The sequence below is a fragment of the Sphingomonas sp. UNC305MFCol5.2 genome, assembly GCF_000712135.1.
Taxonomy (GTDB): Bacteria; Pseudomonadota; Alphaproteobacteria; order Sphingomonadales; family Sphingomonadaceae; genus Sphingomonas.
Genome location: NZ_JOOE01000001.1, coordinates 656,907 through 675,193, shown reverse-complemented (window position 1 = coordinate 675,193; position 18,287 = coordinate 656,907). Strand labels below are relative to the sequence as shown.

The following is an 18,287-nucleotide window of genomic DNA, read 5'->3' as shown; positions in this document are numbered from 1 at the left end:
TCGAGCATCGGCATTATTAGGCCAGCATCACCTCGGCGACGCGGCGCTGCCCGCCGGTGCGCGCGAGATGGACGAACACGTCCACGGTATTGCGGACATAATGGCGGACATCCTCGCGCCCGAGCTGGGTGCCGGCCTGAAGCACCAGCAATACGATCTGCTCGATAGCGCGCTCGGCCGAATCGGCATGGACCGACGTCATCGATCCCGGATGCCCGGTGTTGATCGCACGGAGGAACGCATAGGCCTCCTCGCCACGCAGCTCGCCCAGGATGATGCGATCGGGGCGCATGCGCAGCGAGGCGGCGAGGAGATCGGTCGCGCTCACGCGCGCCTCGCCCAGGCTCCCGCGCACTGCGAGCAGCCCGACGAGATTGTCGTGATGCTGGTGGAGCTCGGGCGTGTCTTCGATTAGGATCAACCGTTCCTCCGCGGGGATTTCGCGGATCAGCGCATTGAGGAACGTGGTCTTGCCGGTCGAGGTGCCGCCCGAGACGAGGATGTTCCTGCGCGCCCGCACCGCCGCGGAGAGCATGCCCGCGATGTCGCCGGAGTCGAGCATCGTCGCCAATCGGGCACCGGTCTCATCGCGTTCGGGGCGACGATGCAACGTCGCGTCGAAGGCACCTGCCGCGACATAATCGCCGAGCGACAGATCGGACGAGACGTGCTTGCGGATCGCGATCGCCATTGGCCCGCGCGTCGCGGGTGGCGCTATCACCTGCACCCGCGCGCCATCGGGCAGGCTCGCGGAGAGCAGGGGATGCTCGCGGCTGATCCCCTGGTGGGAGAGCGCGGCGATCTGGCGCGAGAGCCGTTCGAGCGTGGCGGCGTCGAGCGCGGGAGCGTCGTGCCGCTCGATCGTGCCGCCCAGCGTCTCCGTCCAGATCTCCTGCGGGCGATTGACATAGATGTCGGTCACGTCGGGCCGCGCGAGCATGCCGGTCAGCGGCGCCAGATAGGAGCGGAGATAGACCTGCCCCTCGCGCTCCGCCGCGGCGCCGCTCATCGCGCCTCGACGCCAGTGAAATCGAGGTCACGCGCGACGAAGATCGAGATGCTGGTCGCCGCCTTGACCTTGAGCGTCGGCCGGATCTGGTTGGGGATGCGGGTGATGCCTCCCTGTGATTGCGGTATGATCACCACCCCGGAGTCGACCGAGCGCGAGGCGAGGTTGACGCCGACATCGAGCGCCGATTGTAGGATGGCGCCGGCGAATCGCTCGAAGAAATGGCTGTTGACGCTGGCCCGGATACCGCCCCCGCCAAGCGTATCGCTGGCCGGCGAGCCGATTGCGATCGTCGCGCCATCGGGACGGATCAACCGGATCCAGTTGACCAGCATGCGGTTCTGGCCGGGTTCGGCATCCGAACGATATTCGCCGATCAGCCGGCTGCCGCGCGGGATCAGTATCCGGCTGCCGTCGAACCCGCGCACGTCACGCGACACGATCGCACGGGCGAGGCCGGGCCTGGTCGAATCGAGCGCGGTTTCGAGTACCGCGGGGATGAGCGTGCCCTGCGGCACCGTCGTCGCCTTGTTGGCGAGCACGCCCGCGCCCGTACGTGCGCCGGCGATGTTCGCGTTCGGTCCACCCAGCGGCGAGGCTGGGACGACGACACCATTTTGCCCGTTCGGCGTCGTCGCCTGGGGCGCGGAGCCGGTGGTGTCGATCACGAGCGCGGGCTCGGAAGTCGTGCGCGAGGGCGGCATCGGCGGCAGCGGCTGTTGCGGCACCGGCTGGGGAACGTAGACGACCTGTGGCGGAGGCGGCCGATAGGCGGGCGTTGCCGGCGCAGGCGCCGGCACTTCGCGGATCACGACTGCGGGAGGCGGGGCGGGTTCGGGCGGCACATAAAGCGACGGCGGCGGCGCGGGCGTCGTCACGAGATCCGCCGGGCGCGGGCGCACCGCCGGTGCGGTCAGCGCGCGCCGCCGCGCGTCGAGCACCGCGAACAGCAGCAGTCCGATCAGCGCGACGCCGAGCAGCAGCGCCCAGGCCGGCGGGCCGGATCGCGGCCGTGCGACCATGGGGAGAACCGTGGCTTCGCTGGTCGTGCGCGGATCGATCGAGGACGGCGCCGTCGCCATCAGCGACCTCCCTCGGAAACGCGTTGCGCCGTCGCGCTGTGGCGGTCGATGCGGAAGACGAGCTTCGCCTGGATGCTGTCGACCACCATCCATCCGTCGCGCATCATGCCGTTGACCAGCGTCTCCTTGCCCTGATCGTTGACCGCATAGATCGCCGGCAGCGTGCGTCCAGGCGGCCACTCGATATAAGTGTGGACGCCGTCGTCGTGCATGCCGCTGGGAAGGAGTTCCCGCGCGCCGCGCATCTTGTAGCGGCCGAGTTCGGCGCCGGATGCCGTTTCGGCCGGCACCGCGGCCGGCGAGGGGTAATGGAAGCGCAAGGCATAAGGCATGTCGGGTTGCGGCCCGGGCAGCGGCACCAGTTCGAACGAATAATGCCGCGCGTCGGTGACCACGGTCATGTTGGTCGTCACGTCCGATCGGACCGCCTTTACGAACAGCCGGTCGCCCCGGCGGTTCGCCGTCACTTGCCACGCGCCGCTGTCGCCGATCGCGACATTCTCGATATGCTCGTCGGGTGCCAGCTCGACCGTGACCTGGTAGCCCGGCGCGGCTTGGAGCGTGAACACTTGATCGGGGGTGTATTCGATCGACTGGAAGCGCGGATTGGGCGGGGCGGGCAGCGGTGGCGGCGCGGCCTGGGCGCAGGCGAACGACGGGGCGAGCAGCAGGACGGCGGCGGACAATATCTTCACAGCTCGACCTCGGGCTGGGCTGGCTGCGGTGCCGGACGCGGTGTCGCGGGCGCGGTGGGGACGAGCACCGGGACCGTCGCCTGCGGCGTCGAAACCGGAGTCGGCTCCGGCGGCGGCGCTGCCTCGGCATTTCGCTGATAGCGCGTCACTTCGAAGCCCAGCGGATTGACGAAACGGTCCTCGAGGCTCATCGGCTCGCCCGAATAGCGAAAGCGGATGACCGATACCCAGGCGCGCGGCGGTTCGGTGCGGCCGCCCGCGTCGCGCCGGATGGTGTCGAAACGGACCAACGCCGCATTCTGCCCCAGCGGCGACACGCTCTTCACCCGCGTCTCGATCACCGTCGTCCGCGGAAGCTGCGCCAACGGGCTGTCGGGGTTCGCCGCCTGGACGCTCGCAATATACGCCGTCCGGGCATCGCCTTGCGACCAGAGCGATACTTTCCGGTAATTGGCCTGCACTGCCGAGATATCGAAGCTCTCGCGCGCGATGACATATTGGACGAGGAAGGACTGGGTCAGCGCGGTATTGCCGCTCACCTGCTGGGCATCGAGCGGCTTGAGCGCCTGGACGAAACCGGTCTGTCGGTCGACGAGCAAGGTGTAGGGCTCGACGGTCTTGAGCGGAGTCAGCAGCATCAGCGCGAGCGCCAGCATCGCCGCCACCGCGACAGCGACGCTCGCGACGATCCACGCGGTGCGCCGCGACGCGCGCAGCGCGGTCTGCTGGTCTTCCGCCCAGCTCCCCGCCTCGCGATAATAGGCGTCGAGCGCCTCGCGCGATTTGTTCTTCATCCGTTATCCCTTCGGCCGGCGCTGGCGGACACGCGGCCTTGCGCGCGGCGGCGGTGGCTCTGCCCGAGCGGCGCCGGAGCGGGCGGCGGCATGTCGCGGCCGGATTCTCTGACGACGGTGGTCCTGGACGAACCCGATGCGGCGATCGCCTGCTGCGCCGCCGCCTCGCGCCGCTGCACATGCGTCACCGCTTCGGCCACGGCCGCGGCGCGCGAAAGCTGCGCTGCGGGTACATGTGTCTCGCGCGGCGGCCGGATCGACGGCGCGAAGGCCTCGCCGTCGCGCCATCCGGCGATCATCCGGGCCGGAGCGACGCGCCAGGCGGACGGTAGCCGGAAGCCGAGTACGAGCCGTGCCGCCATGCCGAGTCCGGCGAGCAGCGCCAGCGCGAAAGCCAGCGCAACCACCAGCAATTCGGTGGCCGCGCCGCCGCCGATCGACAGCTGCGCCTCGCGGCGGGCGATCAGATCGGCCAACCACGGCTCGAGCAGCGCCAATTCGACGCCGAGCAACACCGTCACGGCGATCGCGCCGATTGCCGCGGCGGCAAGCGCGCGAATCCAGCCTTCGAACAGGCTCCGCGTGCCTTCGAACAACAGGAACGCGATGAACAACGGTCCAAGCGCGAGTAGCAGCCCGGCGACCAGCCGGACCGAGGCGAAGCCGGCGATCGTCGCGGTGAGGAACACCAGCCGCGCCGTGCCCAGCGCGAAGGATCCGAAGATGTTCGGCGGCTCCTGCGGCACGGGCGTGACCACTTCACGCCCGTCAACGCCGGTGCGGACCGCTGCGGCGGGGCCGTTACCGAGCCGTCCCAGCTCGATCAGCGCGTCGTCCACCAGCTCCAGCCTCTCGCCGATGCCCCCGGTGGCGCCCGGCAACCCGGCCGGAGCGCCGATATTGGCGACTAGTTCGGCGGGTCCATGAAAGGCGACGTCATAGGCTAGCGTCCGATAGGCGGTCCAGCTGGTTGCCAGCGCAAGGACGATGCCGATCTTGACTAAGGCGAGCACGCCATCGCGCACTCCCGGCACTTCGCCGAATAGCATGCGATAGCCGAAAAAGGCGACGAACAGGGTCAGCGAGCCGGTGAGCAGCAGCGACAGCGGCGATCCCGGCGCGGAGAGCGCCAGATAGCCCTGGCTCCCGAGCGTCTGTGCCTGACAATCGACGAACGCCAGCACGCTCTGCAGGAACGCGCCGTCGGTGATGCCGGGGCAGGCGATGGTCATGCGACCTCCAGCAGCCGGGGCAGCCACTCCGCGGGATCGTCGCCGCTGGTGGCGCGGATCTCGTCGAGCAGCCGCACGGTGCGCTCGCGACCCGAGAGAATGGTCAGCATGTCGCGCTCGCCGGTCAGGTTGAGGCGGGCGACGACGCTCTCGTTGCCGTGCTTGATCAGGAAGCAATGCGCGTTGTCGGGCAAAGTGCGGATCAGCTCGAATTCGTGCGGTGTCAGCCCGAAACCATCGATGTAATCGGCGGCGCGTGCCTTGGGATTGGCCATGAAGATCTGCGTCGCCGCCTGCTCGATGATCGCGCTGGCGATGCGGCTCTCCAGCGCGTCTTGCGCACTCTGCGTGGCGAAGCCGACGATGCCGTTCCGCTTGCGGATCGTCTTCTCCCAATCCTTGATCCGCCGCACGAAGACGTCGTCGTCGAGCGCCTTCCAACCCTCGTCCACCACGATGATCGCGGCGGTGCCGTCGAGCCGCTCCTCGACGCGGTGGAACAGATACATCATCGCCGGGGTGCGCATCGCCGGATCGTCGAGGATCTGGGTCATGTCGAAGCCGACCGTCGCCGCGGTCAGGTCGGTCTCATCGCGCGCATTGTCGAACAGCCAGGCGCGCTCGCCTTCGCCCCACCAGGGCCGTAGCCGCGCCCACAGGTCCGCCGCGTGCGGCCGATGGCCGCCGCGGAAGAGTTCGGCAAGGTGGCGCAGGCGGCGCTGCTCGATCGGCTGATCGAAATTGGCATCGATCGAGTCCTTGATCCGGGCAACCTCCTCGATGTCGGCGCCGCCGGCGAGCAATGCGATCCAGTCGATCAGGAACTGGCGGTTGGTGGCGGTGTCGTCGATCTGAAGCGGATTCAGGCCCGACGGCGTGCCCGGGCGCAGCAAATCATAGCGTCCGCCGATCGCGCGAAGGAACAGCTCGGCGCCACGATCCTTGTCGAAGAAGATGATCCGCGGCGAGAATTTGCGCGCCTGGGCGAGCAAGAAGTTGAGCACTACTGTCTTGCCCGAACCGGATGGTCCTATGACCGTGAAATTGCCGAGATCGCCCTGGTGGAAGTTGAAATAATAGGGGCCCGCCGCAGTGGTCTCGAACAGGGTGACGGCATCGCCCCAATGATTTCCGAAGGCGCGGCCCTGCGGAAGGTTGTGTCCGCTCGCGAACCCGGCGAAGTTGCTGGTCGAGACTAGCCCACGGCGCGCGATATATTTGAAATTGCCGGGGAATTGCGCCCAGAATGCGGGCTCGAGCGCAATCTCCTCGCGCACTGCGATGATCCCCATGTCGGCGAGCACCGCCTGTGCCTCGGCCACGCCTTCGTCGACCTCGGCGGGGGTCGCGCCACGCACCGCGATCGTCATGTGATGCTCGCCGAAACCCGCGCGCCCCGCCGCGACATCGTCCTTGGCGCTCGACAGGTCGGTGCGCAGGCTCACCGCTTCGTCCTCGGCCGAGCGCATCCGCCGCAGCGCTAGGTTCATCTTCGACAATGCCGCCTGCCGCTCGACGAAGCCGAAGCTTTGCGCGATGGTCAGCTCGAACGGCAGCCGTAGCAATTCGTCGAGCATGCCGGGTGCGGTCTGGCCGGGATAGTCCTTGATCGAGATCAGACCAGTGAAGCTGCGCGGCAGGGCTCCCGTCGGGCCCAGCTCGATCGTCTCCTGCCCGAAACTGACGCGACGATAGGGAAGATAGGCGCCGAGATCCTGCATCGGCAGCAGCACCGGCCGCACTTCGCCATTGTACAGCGACGATAGGAATTCGAGCGGCTCGGAGCAGCTGCCCTGGGGCGTCTGATACACGCCGAGCAGTCGCGGTTCGTAGCTGCCGAGCGCGGCGAGCAGCGCGTCGCGGGCAACGTCGAGCTGGCGCAGCTCATGCCCGCTATCGGCCTCTGCCACGCTGCCGCGCAGTCGATCGAGCAGGCCGATCCGTCCCTGGAGGGGGCGGCGAACGAGCGTCAGGAACAGGTCGTTGACGTAGAGCCGCTTCTGCGCGAGCCGCGCCTTCCACGACGCGTCCAGCTGCTGCGAGAAAGCGTCCGGAAATTCGGCGGCGAGTTCCGCATCCACTTGTCGCCGGACGACGTGATTGTAGATCGCGAAGCGCGAAGACCCGATCGACTGGAGCATCGCGTCGCGGAGCCGCTTGCGATAGTTTATCTCCTCCGTGTCGGCGGTCTCGAACAACAGGCCGCGCAAGTGGAGCACCTGCATCAGTAGCCCGTCGCGGGTTTCGATCGTATGATCGTCGACGTGACGTGCATAAGGGAGATGCCGGCCGGCTGGCGCCTCGCGCCGCACGACTTCCGGATCGCGGGTCAGGGCCGGTAGGAGTTGCATCGCCAGATCGCATGGTTGCGGACGCGCGGGCATCGCCCGATCCGGGTGAGCCAAAGATCGAAGAAGCGCGGCTCGCGCAGGCAAAGGATTACCCCGGCGAAGTGAATGACCAGCGCCACCGCGATCGCCCAGGGAGATTTGAAGATCAGAAACAGTTCGGTGGCGATCACCGCATTGGCGATGAAATAGCTGTAGGTGACGCCGGCGAACATCTGCGGGCGGGTGAGCGCGACGAACAATTGGTCCCGTTCAAGACCATTCATGGCTTATTGCCCCAACTGGGCGGTGGACTGGATCCCGGCGACGATGCTGGCCGCACCGAACAGGATGAAGCAGCCGAGGATCACCGTGGCGCCATAACGCCAGTTGATCCGGCCGGTGAGCATCAGCAGCCCCACCGAAGCGACCGCGATCACCGCGACGACTGTGGCTATCGTGCCGAGCAACGTCCCCTCGAGCCAGCGAACCGCGGAGACGATCACGCCCGATCCGGCGGGATCCGCCAGCGTATCCTGTGCCGCCGCGACGCCGGCCCAGCCCACCGCAAGCAGGATTGCTGCCCGTACTGTCCAGCGGATCCAACGCATCTGTGCAGCCCCTCGTATTAATCCCGGCCATTTGTGCGTCATGAGAGCGCCCTTGCCAAGCCGCATGTAAGTCCCGCCCTCGCGCGGCGCGAGGTGTGTGGCTCGAATTGCTCGAATTGCCCGAATTGCCCGAATTGCGCCGCTGCGCTTGGAAACGGTCGTCACGACGACATCGAACGCGGCCTATATATAGGCGGTGACAGTGAAACCGCTGGCATTTCCTGCCGCCGCCATTGCCGACCAGCCCGGCCCGAGCCACTCGCAGGATCGGCAGGCGTTCGAAGCTGTCAAGATCGGCTTCTACCGATGCGAACATTGGTCGGACGGCGGTTCGATGGAGGAAGCAATCAGGAGGCTGGCCTACTCATGGGGTTGCCTGCTGGTGGCTATCCTGCTGCTTGTGCTGCTCTGGCTGCTGCTGCGTTGACATGTCGCCATGCCGGGTCCGAACGCGCGCCCGGTGCCGAATTGACCGCCGCTCGACCGCGACGCTGTGTTTCTCGACGCCATCCGCGTTAGCGCATTGCGACAGGATCGAGCAGATGCTGCATTGGCTTGCGGATCAGAAAGATCAGCAGCGCGCCGGCAAAGGCGATCGCGGCATCGAGCATCCAGAATGCGGCGTTGCTCATCTGGTCATAGAAGCTGCCGACCCAGCCCATCATCGTCGAGCCGACGAACAGCGACAGAAACGCCGCGCCCATCAGAGTCGAATTGACCTTCGCCGGGGCCGCCTGCGAGATCAATGCGAGCAGGATCGGCCAGAACCACATGAACGCGACGCCCATGCCGGCATAACCGGCGAGCGCCCAGAGCACCGATACCGCGCCATTCGAAGAGACGGCGCAGCCGGCGGCGAACAGCAACGCCGCAGCGCCGACAATCGCCGACCCGATCGCGATCTTGGTGATGTTGCCGGGTTCGCTTCCGCGCCGTGCCTGCCAGGTCCAGAGCGCCACCAGCGGGGCCGCGATGACGATGCTGGAAAAGGCGTCGATCGAATTGAACCAGCTCGCCGGCACCGTTCCGAACGGTGATTGGAGGTCGACATGCTGATCGACCCAGACCACGCCGATGTTCCAGATCATCGGATAGGCGATGTTCGCGGGAACGGTGAGCGCGATCAGCGCGAGCAATGCCCCTGTTTTGCGTCGCTCATCGGCTGTCATCGGGGGCAGAGCCGCACGATCGACGCGTTTCGGCCGGGGATCCGGCAAATGACGCTGGCCGGCAAGGTAGATGAGCAATGCGATCAGCATCACCGCTGCAGCGAGCGCGAAGCCCGCATGCCATCCGAACAGCGCCGCGACGCTTCCAGTCGCCACCGGGCCGAGTACCGACCCGACATTGATCCCGGTCGAGAACAGGGTGAACCCGCGCGCGCGCAGCGATTCCGCCTCGGGCGGATAGAGGGCTCCGACCTGCGCCGAGATATTGCCCTTGAGACAGCCCGAACCGAGGATCAGCATCACCAGCGCCATCAGGAAGGTCGTGTAGAATGACATCGCCAAATGGCCCGCGCTCATCAGCAAGGCGCCGAGGATCACGGTGCGCCGCGCGCCCAGCCAGCGATCGGCGAGCAGCCCGCCGAGGATGGGAGTGAAATAGACCAGGCCGCTATACCAGCCGAAGATCAGCGAGGCGAAGGCCTGGTTCGATATCGCCCCGCGGAACTCGAAGAGATGGCGCAGTTGCGCGAGCCCGAAGACCTGCGCCGCATGGTCGGGCAGCAGCAATTGCTTGACCAGATAGAGCGCTAGAAGCCCGGTCATCCCGTAATAAGAGAAGCGCTCGGCCAGTTCTGTCGCCGCGAGAAAGGCGAGCCCCTTCGGGTGGGCAGCGAGTCCGCCGCGCTTCGCGGCCGTGGCGTCACTCATCGTTTCCACCTCATTTGCGCCATGCGAGTTCCGGCGTGGTAGTGATTTCGGTCGGCACCTGTGTCAGCTCGGCACTGCGTTTGGGATCGCTCGTGGCGACCTGATCGACGAATCCCGAGAAGACACCGCGCGCGAATGATAGGCTGCGCTGTTCGACGGGTGTCCCATTTGTCGGTGGCCGAAGCGCGAAGACGCATTTCAGCGCGGGCTGAGTTTGACGATGGTCGGGGCGTTGCCGAGCGCGATGGTATAGCCGTCGCGCTCCTGCGTGCCCGTGGAGGGGGCGAGCGGATGGGCGCCTTGTGTCGTCATCTCGATTCGAAGCCGGGCTGTGGGCGTGGTCGCGGCCGCTGGATCCAGCGTCAACGTGATCGCGCCGTTGACCGGCGTGTACGTCACATTAGCGATCTTGCCTGCGTCGAGCGTGATCCACGCGCCTGCGGGAGCGACGAACATCCGCGATCGGGCGCCGTCCTTCGGCCGTACCTGCACGCCGTCCTTGCCGAGCGTCACGTCACCGCCGAAGCCGAGCCAGCCGAAGGTCGGGTCGTTGACGAGATAGGTCGCCGCGGTCAGCGCGTGGCCGTAAAACCCCATGCCGTAATCGCCGGTATAGGGATCCCATTTCATCATGTCGGGCCAGGCGTGGAACGCGGCGGACGAGAAGCCCTCCTGATCGATGTTGGTGATGCCGCCCATCATCCCGCCATACGCGACGCGCAGCAGATGCAGGTCGCTGGGGTTCTGGCGATAGGCGTCGAACAACGGGACTGCGTTCAGGGCCGAGCCGTAGTGGTGGATCTGGCGCTCGATCCGCGGATATTTGCCGCCATAGAGGAAGTCCCAGTAACGGCGGGCATTGCCGTTATAGCCCCAGCTCGGGATCGTCGGATCATAGCCGAGGATCACTTCGCGAGTGATTTCGGCCTGCGGCTGGTATCCGAAATAGCGCATCCACGCATAGACTTCGGGCTGGCCGGTCGAATCCCACGGCATCTCCGATCCGAACGGAAATTTGAGCGTGCGCCAGTGATCGGCGCGCTTCTTCATCAGCTTTTCCATTTCATCGGCTTCGGCGGTGAGGCCTTCGCGCTTCAAGTCCTTGAGGATGTCGACGAACACGTCGCCCTCCATCAGCCCGAACTCGGCATAATAAGGCGCATCGCGCATCATCGCGACGGTAGTGACGTAGGCCTTGTCGAGATACCAGCGCCAGTCATGGCGCTTGACCAGCCCCGGATGGTTGCGCGCGGTGCGATAGAGCACCCAATGGCCGATCGCGACGTGCGGGTAATTATAGGCGCGGCCGAGATCGCGCGCGTCCTTTTCCTTCCACGAGGTCCACGACTTCCATTTGTCGGCGTCCTTGTAGAGGTTCGGGAACTTGACCGGGTCGTAATAGAACAGGCTCTTCTTGACCGCGCCGGCCTGCGGGCCGTCGGCGACCTGGAGGTTGCCGACTACCGTTTCGGTCACCAGCCGTTCGATCTTCGCGACCTCGGCCGGATCCGGATTGTCGAGCTGCTTCATCGTCGCCGCGACCCAAGCGCCGCCGCCGCCTTCGTCACTCATCCCGGCGATCCACACGCGCGGCTCGACATCGACGATCTTCTTCGCCTCGATGTCGTATGTGAGGATAGCGGGTGAGCGGCCGAACGGGTCGTCCTTGCCTTCGAACCACTGCCTGGTCGTCGAAAAGCGGCCGAGATCGGCCATGGCCTGCTCGAGCGGCTTGGTCACGAAATAGCTGACCGTCTGTACCTGCCCGTCGGCATAAGTGAGGGTGAGGCGCGCCTGACCCCATTGCTTGCCGCGCACCGCTAGCCTGACCCAGCCCTTCTGGCTGCCGGCGGGCGTCGCCTCGACTGCGCCGACGGGCCAACTCTCGATCTTGCGGATTGCGCTCGGCGCTTTGACGAACAGGGTCGCCGATTGGTCAGCGGGGACGACATAGCCGGGTATGCCCACCGCGACCGGACGCTTGTTGGCGATCAGCGTGCTTTCGATCGCCCGGATCGACGGCGTCTGGGTCATCCGGACGCCGACTTCGATCGTCTGGCCCGGCTCGAGGGTGCGGCCGGTGGGCGCGTTCCACTGCTCGCCGGCATCCTTCCACTCGCGCCCGGCATAGCCGATGCTGTGGACGGTCCAGTCGTAAAAGCCCTCGGAGGTCTGGCCGCGCTGGCTCTTGTCGGTAAAGATCGAGTCCTTCGCCTCCCGCGGGTTCTTGAGCGGTGCGTAGGCCTCGAGCGGGCTGCCTTTCTCGGGAAGCACCAGCAGTGCCGGCCCCTGGCCGTTAAGGCGCGTGACCTGCAGATAGCCGGCGTCCCGGCCGATATAGGGGTCGACAAAGCTCGCCTCGGCATGCGCCTGATCGAGATTGCGGTCGGTGATGATGTTGTCGAACACCATCGGCATGCCGAGTGCGCCGATCTCGAACGGCTGTTTGGTCGTATTGGTGATGCGGAAGCGCAGCCCGAGCAACCCGGCTTCGTCGACCCAGCGGCGCTCGACCCTGAAAGGCGCGTCGCTGCCCATGCTTGCAGTGATGTCGGCCGCGGCGATCACCTTGCCCGTGGCGGGCAACAGCCGGATCGGTTTCCGCGCGTGCGCCGAAGCGAAGTCGCGCCATTCGCCGCCGGGCGCGCGGATGCGAAGGTTGAGGTCGCCGATATGGTTGTAGCCGTCGCCGGCGCGCTCGGGCTCGCGCGCGGTCGGCACGAAGCTGAACGCGGGCTCGGCGGCGGGCGAGAGGCGCGCGAGCGTCTGGGTGTCGCTGCGCAGGGCAATCTCGAAACTACCGACCTTGTGGGCATCGGTCTGGATGGGCGCGTAGACCGGCTTTGGCTGCTCCTGCGCCATCAGCGCCGGGACGCAGACCGCGGACGAGATGCCGGCGAGGAGCAGGGCCGCGGGGCCGAAGGTACGCGCGTTCAGCATGATGTCTCTCATTTCGTGGTGGCGCCAACGGCAGGCATGGCAGGTGCGGGGTCGGGGAGGGGCAGCACCGGGGGCTTCTCGTCGAGCAGATGGCGCGTGAAATAGTCGCGCAGCTTGCGCCAGAAGAAGGGCTGCGCGACCCTGTGCGTGGTATTCGGCAGGATCACGACATCGACGTCCCGGCCCGCGGTGATCAGCGCGTTGGCGAGGCGCATGCTCTCGGTCACTGGGACATTGTCGTCGATGTCGCCATGGATGAGCAGCAATTTGCCCTGCAGGTTCTTCGCCACTGACATGTTCGAGTTGCGCTCCCACACCGCTTCGTCGGGGTTCCCCATCGAGACTTCGGGCCACCACGCCTTGTCGAGCCGCAGGTCGTGGTTACCTGACGAGGCGACCGCGACCTTGAAGAACCCCGGTCGGCGCAGCACGAAACGCGCGGCGTCGTAACCACCCGCCGAGCCGCCATAGACGCCCACCCGGTCAGCATCGATATACGGGTAGCGGGCGGCCATCTGACGGATCATCGCGATATGGTCGTCTAGCCCGACCTCGCCGAGATTTTGGTATGCGGGAAGGCGGAAAGCCTGACCGCGGCGCGAGGTGCCGCGGCCGTCAATACTGACGACGATCGCGCCCAATTGCGCGACACTCCCGGCACCCGCCGTGATAGCGCCGTTCCAGCTGGTCGGCACGTTGGTGGTGGTCGGGCCGGTATAGACTGCATCAATGATCGGGTAACGCGCCTTGGGGTCGAAATTGGCAGGGCGCCAGATCATCCCGTGGAGCGGCGTCTTGCCGTCCGCGGCGACGCCGGTGAACGGCTCGGGCGGGGTATATCCGGTTGCGAGCAGCGCGCCGGCATCGGCGCGCGCAAGCTCGATGACGATGCGGCCGTCGCGCGCGTCGCGGACCACGGTGCGGGTCGGTACGGTCGGGCTCGACATCGCATCGATGAACCATTTGCCGTCGAATGACACCTCGATCTCATGATCGAGCGGCTCGGGCGTGAGCAGCATCGGCTGCTTGCCGTCGAGCGTCACTCGATACAGCGCGCGGTAATAAGGATTGCGGTCGCGCTCGCGCCCAACGCCGGTGAGCAGCAGGGTGCGATCCGCCGCGTCGACATGCGCGATATCGAGCACTTCCCAGTCGCCGCGGGTGAGCGGGATTCCGCCATCAGGGTCGTCGGGGCGAATGAAATAGAGTTGCGCCCAGCCCGAACGTTCGGACACGTCGAGCTCACCGCCGAGCTCCGGCGCCGGGCGCAGGAAGCTCGAAGTCACCGTGACGATCGGCTTGACCGCTTCGCGCGCAGTAACAGTCGATTTGCCGGTCTGCGGATCGGCCTGGTAGACGACGAGTTGCCGATAGCCGCGCTCGGTCCACTGAATCCGCGCCTTGCCGCCCGACCAGCCGAGATCGGGATCGGCGGGATAGAGCAGCGATTCGCTCGGCACGTCGAGCGTCACGATCGTCGCGCGCTTGCGCTTCAGTGCCTCCTCGACATCCACGGCGAAGCGCGTCGCCTGCGGCAGTTTCGCGGCGCCGGCGAGCGGGTACACATATTGAAAGCTGCGTGGATAATAGCTTCCCGGCGGATTTTCCTGCGTGATCGAAAGCCGTTCGACGCCGCGCGTGTCCAGCCGCCAGCTGAGGATGCGGCGGCTGTCGGGCGACCATATCACCGATACCGGCATCTTCGGCTCCTCGGTTCCCGCCTTTAGGATGTCGGCGAGCTGGGGAATGCCGCGGCCATAAGGCTGCTCGCGCGTGCCGTCGCGGGTGAGCGCGACCTCGCGTCCCGATTTCCGCTCGCGCGCGAACAGATTATAGTCGCGTGCGACGATCTCGAAGCGGCCATCGGGCGAGACCGCACCTTCGCCGTCAGGGGCGCCCTTCTTCGCCTCCACCAGCGCGCCCGCGCCGTTCAGCGTCCATTGCTTGTCCGCGACTCCGAAAGTGAGCGTGCCGTCTTTGGCGCTGTAATCGGGATCGTCGAGGCGCAGAGCGGCCGCATCGACTTCCTTGCTCGTCGCCTGCGCGAGCAATCGGGCCAGCTGCACTTCGTCGACAATCGAGCGCGATTGGCCGGTGACGAGGTCGAGATAACGGATCTGGCGTTTGCCCGCGCTGCCCAGCCGGTAGAGGATGCCCGTTCCGTCGCGGGTGAAGGCCGCGCGCAGATCGGCGTTGACGATCAATTTGTCGAGTTCGGGGCGCAAATAGCGGTCGGCACGTGCATAGCGGTCGGCAATCGTCGGTGCTGGCGACGTCGTCGGGCCGGCATTCGCGAGGAGCAAGAGCGGCGCCAGCGCGCGCGCGGCGCGGACCGACCCGTGGTGTCTCGAATCTCGACTGCGTTGCATCTGCGCCTCCCCCGGAAGGACATATCCACGGCAACGCGGTAGCTCAACAAAATTATACAGTATATTGTATGACGGATTGTATTTACATGGGCATGCGATAGCGTTGTCGGCGGAGAGGGAGCGGGATTGGCTGATTACGGCACCCATATCAGGAAGGGTTCGATGCTGCAGAGCAGCAGCGCCCAACGCCTCAAAGGGTCGCTCGCACAGCAGCTTGCCGTGATGATCCTGTCCGGCGAGCTGCCCGAGGGGCACATCTTCCCGAGCGAACTCGATTATTCCGAACAGATCGGCATTTCGCGTCCGGCGTTGCGTGAGGCATTCCGGATGCTCGCGGCCAAGGGGCTGGTCGATAGTCGGCCCAAGGCGGGAACGCGTGTCGCGCCGCGGCGCCAATGGAGCCTGCTCGATCCCGATCTGCTCGCCTGGCAATTCGAGTCCGAGCCGAGCCTCAAATTCGTGGTGGACCTTTTCGAGCTGCGGATGGTGGTGGAGCCGAGTGCTGCGGCATTCGCCGCCCAGCGGCGCAGCGAGGCGCAATTGTCGGCGATGCGCGAGGCCCTGGATGAGATGGCCCGGCACGGACTGGCAACCGAGGCGGGACGCTTTGCCGACCAGCGCTTCCACATGATCATGATGGAAGCGACACAGAACGATGCGATGATCGCGCTGGCGAGCTCGATCCTCGCGGCGATCGCCTGGACGACGATCTACAAGCAACGCAAGCGCGCGCTGCCGCGCGACCCGATCCCCGATCACCGCGCTTTGCTCGACGCGATCGCCGCGAGCGATGTCGAAGCCGCGCGCACGGCGATGACCGAGCTGGTCGGCCTGGCGCTCGCCGATACCGAAGTCTCGCTTCTCGACGACTGAGCCTTGCCGCCATTTCTGCGCTGCTCGTCACCCATTCGAGGATTGACGCTCCAGATCGTCAACAGTAATCGTATACGGTATTCAGGAGATTGAGATGCAGGACATGCGCGCTTCCCGCCGGGAATTGATGTTCGGAGCCGCAGCGCTGGCGATGGCGTCGCAGGCGGGGATCGCGCGCGCCGCCGGGGCGTTCGCGCCGAAGGGCGTCAAGCCGCTGCCGCTCGCCTCGGTCCGGCTGCGCCCTTCCGACTATGCCACCGCGGTCGAGGTCAACCGCAAGTATCTCCACCGGCTCAGCCCCGATCGGCTTCTGCATAACTTTCGCAAATATGCCGGGCTCGAGCCCAAGGCGCCGATCTATGGCGGATGGGAGAGCGATACGATCGCCGGTCACACGCTCGGCCATTACATGACCGCTCTGGTGCTGATGTGGCAGCAGACCGGCGATGCCGAGATGCGCACCCGCGCCGATTACATCGTCGACGAGCTCGCCGAGGCGCAGGCCAAGCGCGGCACCGGCTATGTCGGCGCGCTGGGCCGCAAGCGGAAGGACGGGACCGTCGTCGATGGCGAGGAGATATTCGGCGAGGTGATGAAGGGCGAGATCAAGTCCGGCGGGTTCGATCTCAACGGCTCGTGGTCGCCACTCTACACCGTGCACAAATTGTTCGCGGGGCTGCTCGACGTCCATGGCGCGTGGGGCAACAAGAAGGCGCTGGCGGTGGTCGAAGGGCTGGGCGGCTATTTCGAGCGGGTGTTCGCCGCGCTCACCCCGGCGCAGGTGCAGGAAGTGCTGGGCTGCGAATATGGCGGGCTCAACGAGAGCTATGCCGAGATGCACCAGCGTACCGGCAATCCGCGCTGGCTCAAGATGGCCGAGACGCTCTACGACAACCGCGTGCTCGATCCGCTGAGCAACCGCGAGGACAAGCTCGCCAATTTCCACGCCAACACGCAGGTGCCCAAGCTGATCGGGCTGGCGCGCATCTACGACATCACCGGCAACGAGAAGCGCCGGACCGCAGCGACCTTCTTCTGGGAGCGGGTGACCCAGCACCACAGCTACGTCATCGGCGGCAATGCCGACCGCGAATATTTCTTCACGCCCGATACCGTCGCCGATCACATCACCGAGCAGACCTGCGAGCATTGCAACACCTACAATATGCTCAAGCTGACCCGGCACCTTTATGGATGGCAGCCCGACGGCGCGCTGTTCGATTTTTACGAGCGTGCGCACCTCAACCATGTGATGTCGGCGCAGGACCCGGCGACCGGCGGCTTCACCTACATGACCCCGCTGATGACCGGCAGCGAACGCGGCTATTCGACGGTGGACGACGACGCCTTCTGGTGCTGCGTCGGCAGCGGCATGGAGGTTCATTCCAAGCACGGCGAGTCGATCTTCTGGGAAGACGATGCCGGCGGGCTGATCGTCAATCTCTACATCCCTGCCGACGCCAGCTGGGCGAAGCGCAATGCGGCGCTGACGCTGGAGACCAACTATCCGTTCGCGCCGGAATCGACGCTCACCTTCACCAAGGTCAAAGCGGGGCGTTTCCCGGTCGCGCTGCGCGTCCCGGGATGGGGGGCGGGCAAGGCGGTGGTCACCGTCAATGGCCAGCCGGCCACGCCCGTGTTCGAGCGCGGCTATGCCGTGGTCGACCGGCGCTGGAAGACGGGCGACACGGTGGCGATCGCGCTGCCGCTCGAGCTTCGCATCGAATCCGCACCGGGCGACGAGAACACCGTCGCCGTGCTGAGCGGCCCGATGGTGCTCGCGGCGGATCTCGGGTCGAAAGACGTGAAATGGGAGCAGGCCGATCCGGCATTGGTCGGCGCCGATCTGCTCGCGGGCTTCACTCCGAGCGACCCGCCGAAGGGCATTTACGCCACGCGTGGTGTGGTGCGGCCCGCCGATCTGCAGTTCGTACCCTTCTATCGCCAGTACAACCGGCGCAGCGCGACCTATTTCAAGCGCTTCTCGGAAAGCGCCTGGGCGGCCGAGGAGAAGGCGTTCCTCGCCGAGCAGGCGCGGCTGAAGGACATCGCCGCGCGTTCGGTCGACGTGATGTTCCTCGGCGAGATGCAGCCCGAGCGCGACCACAACCTCACCTCGGACATCTCCTATCCGGTCACCTATCGCGGCCGGCAGGGGCGCGATGCGCGTTCGGGCGGGTTCATCGAATTCACGCTCAAGCCCAAGGACGGCCCGCTGATCCTGCAGGCGACCTATTGGGGCGGCGAACGCAAGCGCGACTTCGACATCCTGGTCGACAATGTGAAGGTCGCCACGCAGACGCTCGACAATGACAAGCCGGGCAAGTTCTTCGACGTGGAATATCCGCTTCCCGAAGCGTTGACCAAGGGCAAGAAGGAAGTGCGGGTGCGGATCGTGCCGCATGACCGCAGCACCGCCGGTCCGATCTTCGGCGTCCGCCTGTTCACTGCGAAGCCGGGCGCGAAGATTTGAGCGAG

14 protein-coding genes are annotated in these 18,287 nt (G+C 66.1%); 3 read left to right on the top strand and 11 right to left on the bottom strand.

Translation table 11 applies throughout. From position 1 onward, the window contains the following. Positions 1 to 16: 16 nt before the first annotated feature. From virB11 to BR78_RS0103225, 8 genes are read right to left on the bottom strand one after another with little or no spacing between them, the layout of a single operon-like run. A complete protein-coding gene (virB11, locus tag BR78_RS0103260) occupies positions 17 to 1,009 on the bottom strand; it encodes a P-type DNA transfer ATPase VirB11 (protein ID WP_025560326.1) in 993 nt (330 codons plus the stop codon). Beyond that, complete coding sequence (locus tag BR78_RS20805) at positions 1,006 to 2,091, bottom strand: TrbI/VirB10 family protein (RefSeq protein ID WP_029934914.1); 1,086 nt, start codon at positions 2,089 to 2,091, stop codon at positions 1,006 to 1,008. Before BR78_RS20805 ends, virB11 begins: the two co-directional genes overlap by 4 nt. Further along, on the bottom strand, positions 2,091 to 2,786 hold the full coding sequence (locus BR78_RS0103250) for a TrbG/VirB9 family P-type conjugative transfer protein (RefSeq protein WP_051683181.1): 696 nt from the start codon (positions 2,784 to 2,786) through the stop codon (positions 2,091 to 2,093). Before BR78_RS0103250 ends, BR78_RS20805 begins: the two co-directional genes overlap by 1 nt. Beyond that, positions 2,783 to 3,580 (bottom strand): virB8 family protein, encoded by a 798-nt coding sequence (locus BR78_RS0103245; RefSeq protein WP_025560318.1) that lies wholly within the window; start codon positions 3,578 to 3,580, stop codon positions 2,783 to 2,785. The genes BR78_RS0103250 and BR78_RS0103245 overlap by 4 nt, the downstream gene beginning before the upstream one ends. Then, positions 3,577 to 4,812, bottom strand: coding sequence for a type IV secretion system protein (locus BR78_RS0103240; RefSeq protein ID WP_025560317.1), 1,236 nt, complete (start codon positions 4,810 to 4,812; stop codon positions 3,577 to 3,579). The genes BR78_RS0103245 and BR78_RS0103240 overlap by 4 nt, the downstream gene beginning before the upstream one ends. Further along, complete coding sequence (locus BR78_RS0103235) at positions 4,809 to 7,163, bottom strand: VirB4 family type IV secretion/conjugal transfer ATPase (RefSeq protein ID WP_029724066.1); 2,355 nt, start codon at positions 7,161 to 7,163, stop codon at positions 4,809 to 4,811. Before BR78_RS0103235 ends, BR78_RS0103240 begins: the two co-directional genes overlap by 4 nt. Beyond that, positions 7,142 to 7,426 carry a type IV secretion system protein VirB3 gene (locus tag BR78_RS0103230; protein ID WP_025560314.1) on the bottom strand — a complete coding sequence of 95 codons (285 nt, stop codon included), beginning with the start codon at positions 7,424 to 7,426 and terminating at the stop codon, positions 7,142 to 7,144. The genes BR78_RS0103235 and BR78_RS0103230 overlap by 22 nt, the downstream gene beginning before the upstream one ends. A gap of 3 nt (positions 7,427 to 7,429) precedes the next feature. Next, on the bottom strand, positions 7,430 to 7,750 hold the full coding sequence (locus BR78_RS0103225; RefSeq protein ID WP_025560313.1) for a TrbC/VirB2 family protein: 321 nt from the start codon (positions 7,748 to 7,750) through the stop codon (positions 7,430 to 7,432). A gap of 202 nt (positions 7,751 to 7,952) precedes the next feature. On the opposite strand from BR78_RS0103225, the gene BR78_RS0103220 reads away from it, so the two are divergent. Further along, positions 7,953 to 8,177: a hypothetical protein gene (locus BR78_RS0103220; RefSeq protein WP_025560312.1), complete on the top strand. Its 225-nt coding sequence runs from the start codon at positions 7,953 to 7,955 to the stop codon at positions 8,175 to 8,177. 88 nt (positions 8,178 to 8,265) lie between these two features. On the opposite strand, the gene BR78_RS0103215 is transcribed toward BR78_RS0103220, so the two are convergent. The 3 genes from BR78_RS0103215 to BR78_RS0103205 form a co-directional block, all read right to left on the bottom strand. Continuing rightward, positions 8,266 to 9,627, bottom strand: a complete 1,362-nt coding sequence (locus tag BR78_RS0103215) for a peptide MFS transporter (RefSeq protein WP_025560311.1) — start codon at positions 9,625 to 9,627, stop codon at positions 8,266 to 8,268. 198 nt (positions 9,628 to 9,825) lie between these two features. Further along, positions 9,826 to 12,567, bottom strand: a complete 2,742-nt coding sequence (locus tag BR78_RS0103210) for a DUF5695 domain-containing protein (protein WP_025560309.1) — start codon at positions 12,565 to 12,567, stop codon at positions 9,826 to 9,828. A gap of 8 nt (positions 12,568 to 12,575) precedes the next feature. Continuing rightward, positions 12,576 to 14,936 (bottom strand): S9 family peptidase, encoded by a 2,361-nt coding sequence (locus BR78_RS0103205; protein WP_025560308.1) that lies wholly within the window; start codon positions 14,934 to 14,936, stop codon positions 12,576 to 12,578. 162 nt (positions 14,937 to 15,098) lie between these two features. Here BR78_RS0103205 and BR78_RS0103200 point away from each other — a divergent pair, with 162 nt between their 5' ends. Together BR78_RS0103200 and BR78_RS0103195 are read left to right on the top strand one after the other, a co-directional pair. After that, the gene (locus BR78_RS0103200; RefSeq protein WP_025560307.1) at positions 15,099 to 15,809 is read left to right on the top strand and encodes a FadR/GntR family transcriptional regulator; all 711 of its coding nucleotides are present in this window, start codon (positions 15,099 to 15,101) and stop codon (positions 15,807 to 15,809) included. A 94-nt stretch (positions 15,810 to 15,903) separates the two neighbouring features. Beyond that, positions 15,904 to 18,282, top strand: a complete 2,379-nt coding sequence (locus BR78_RS0103195; protein ID WP_331280226.1) for a glycoside hydrolase family 127 protein — start codon at positions 15,904 to 15,906, stop codon at positions 18,280 to 18,282. Positions 18,283 to 18,287 lie beyond the last annotated feature (5 nt).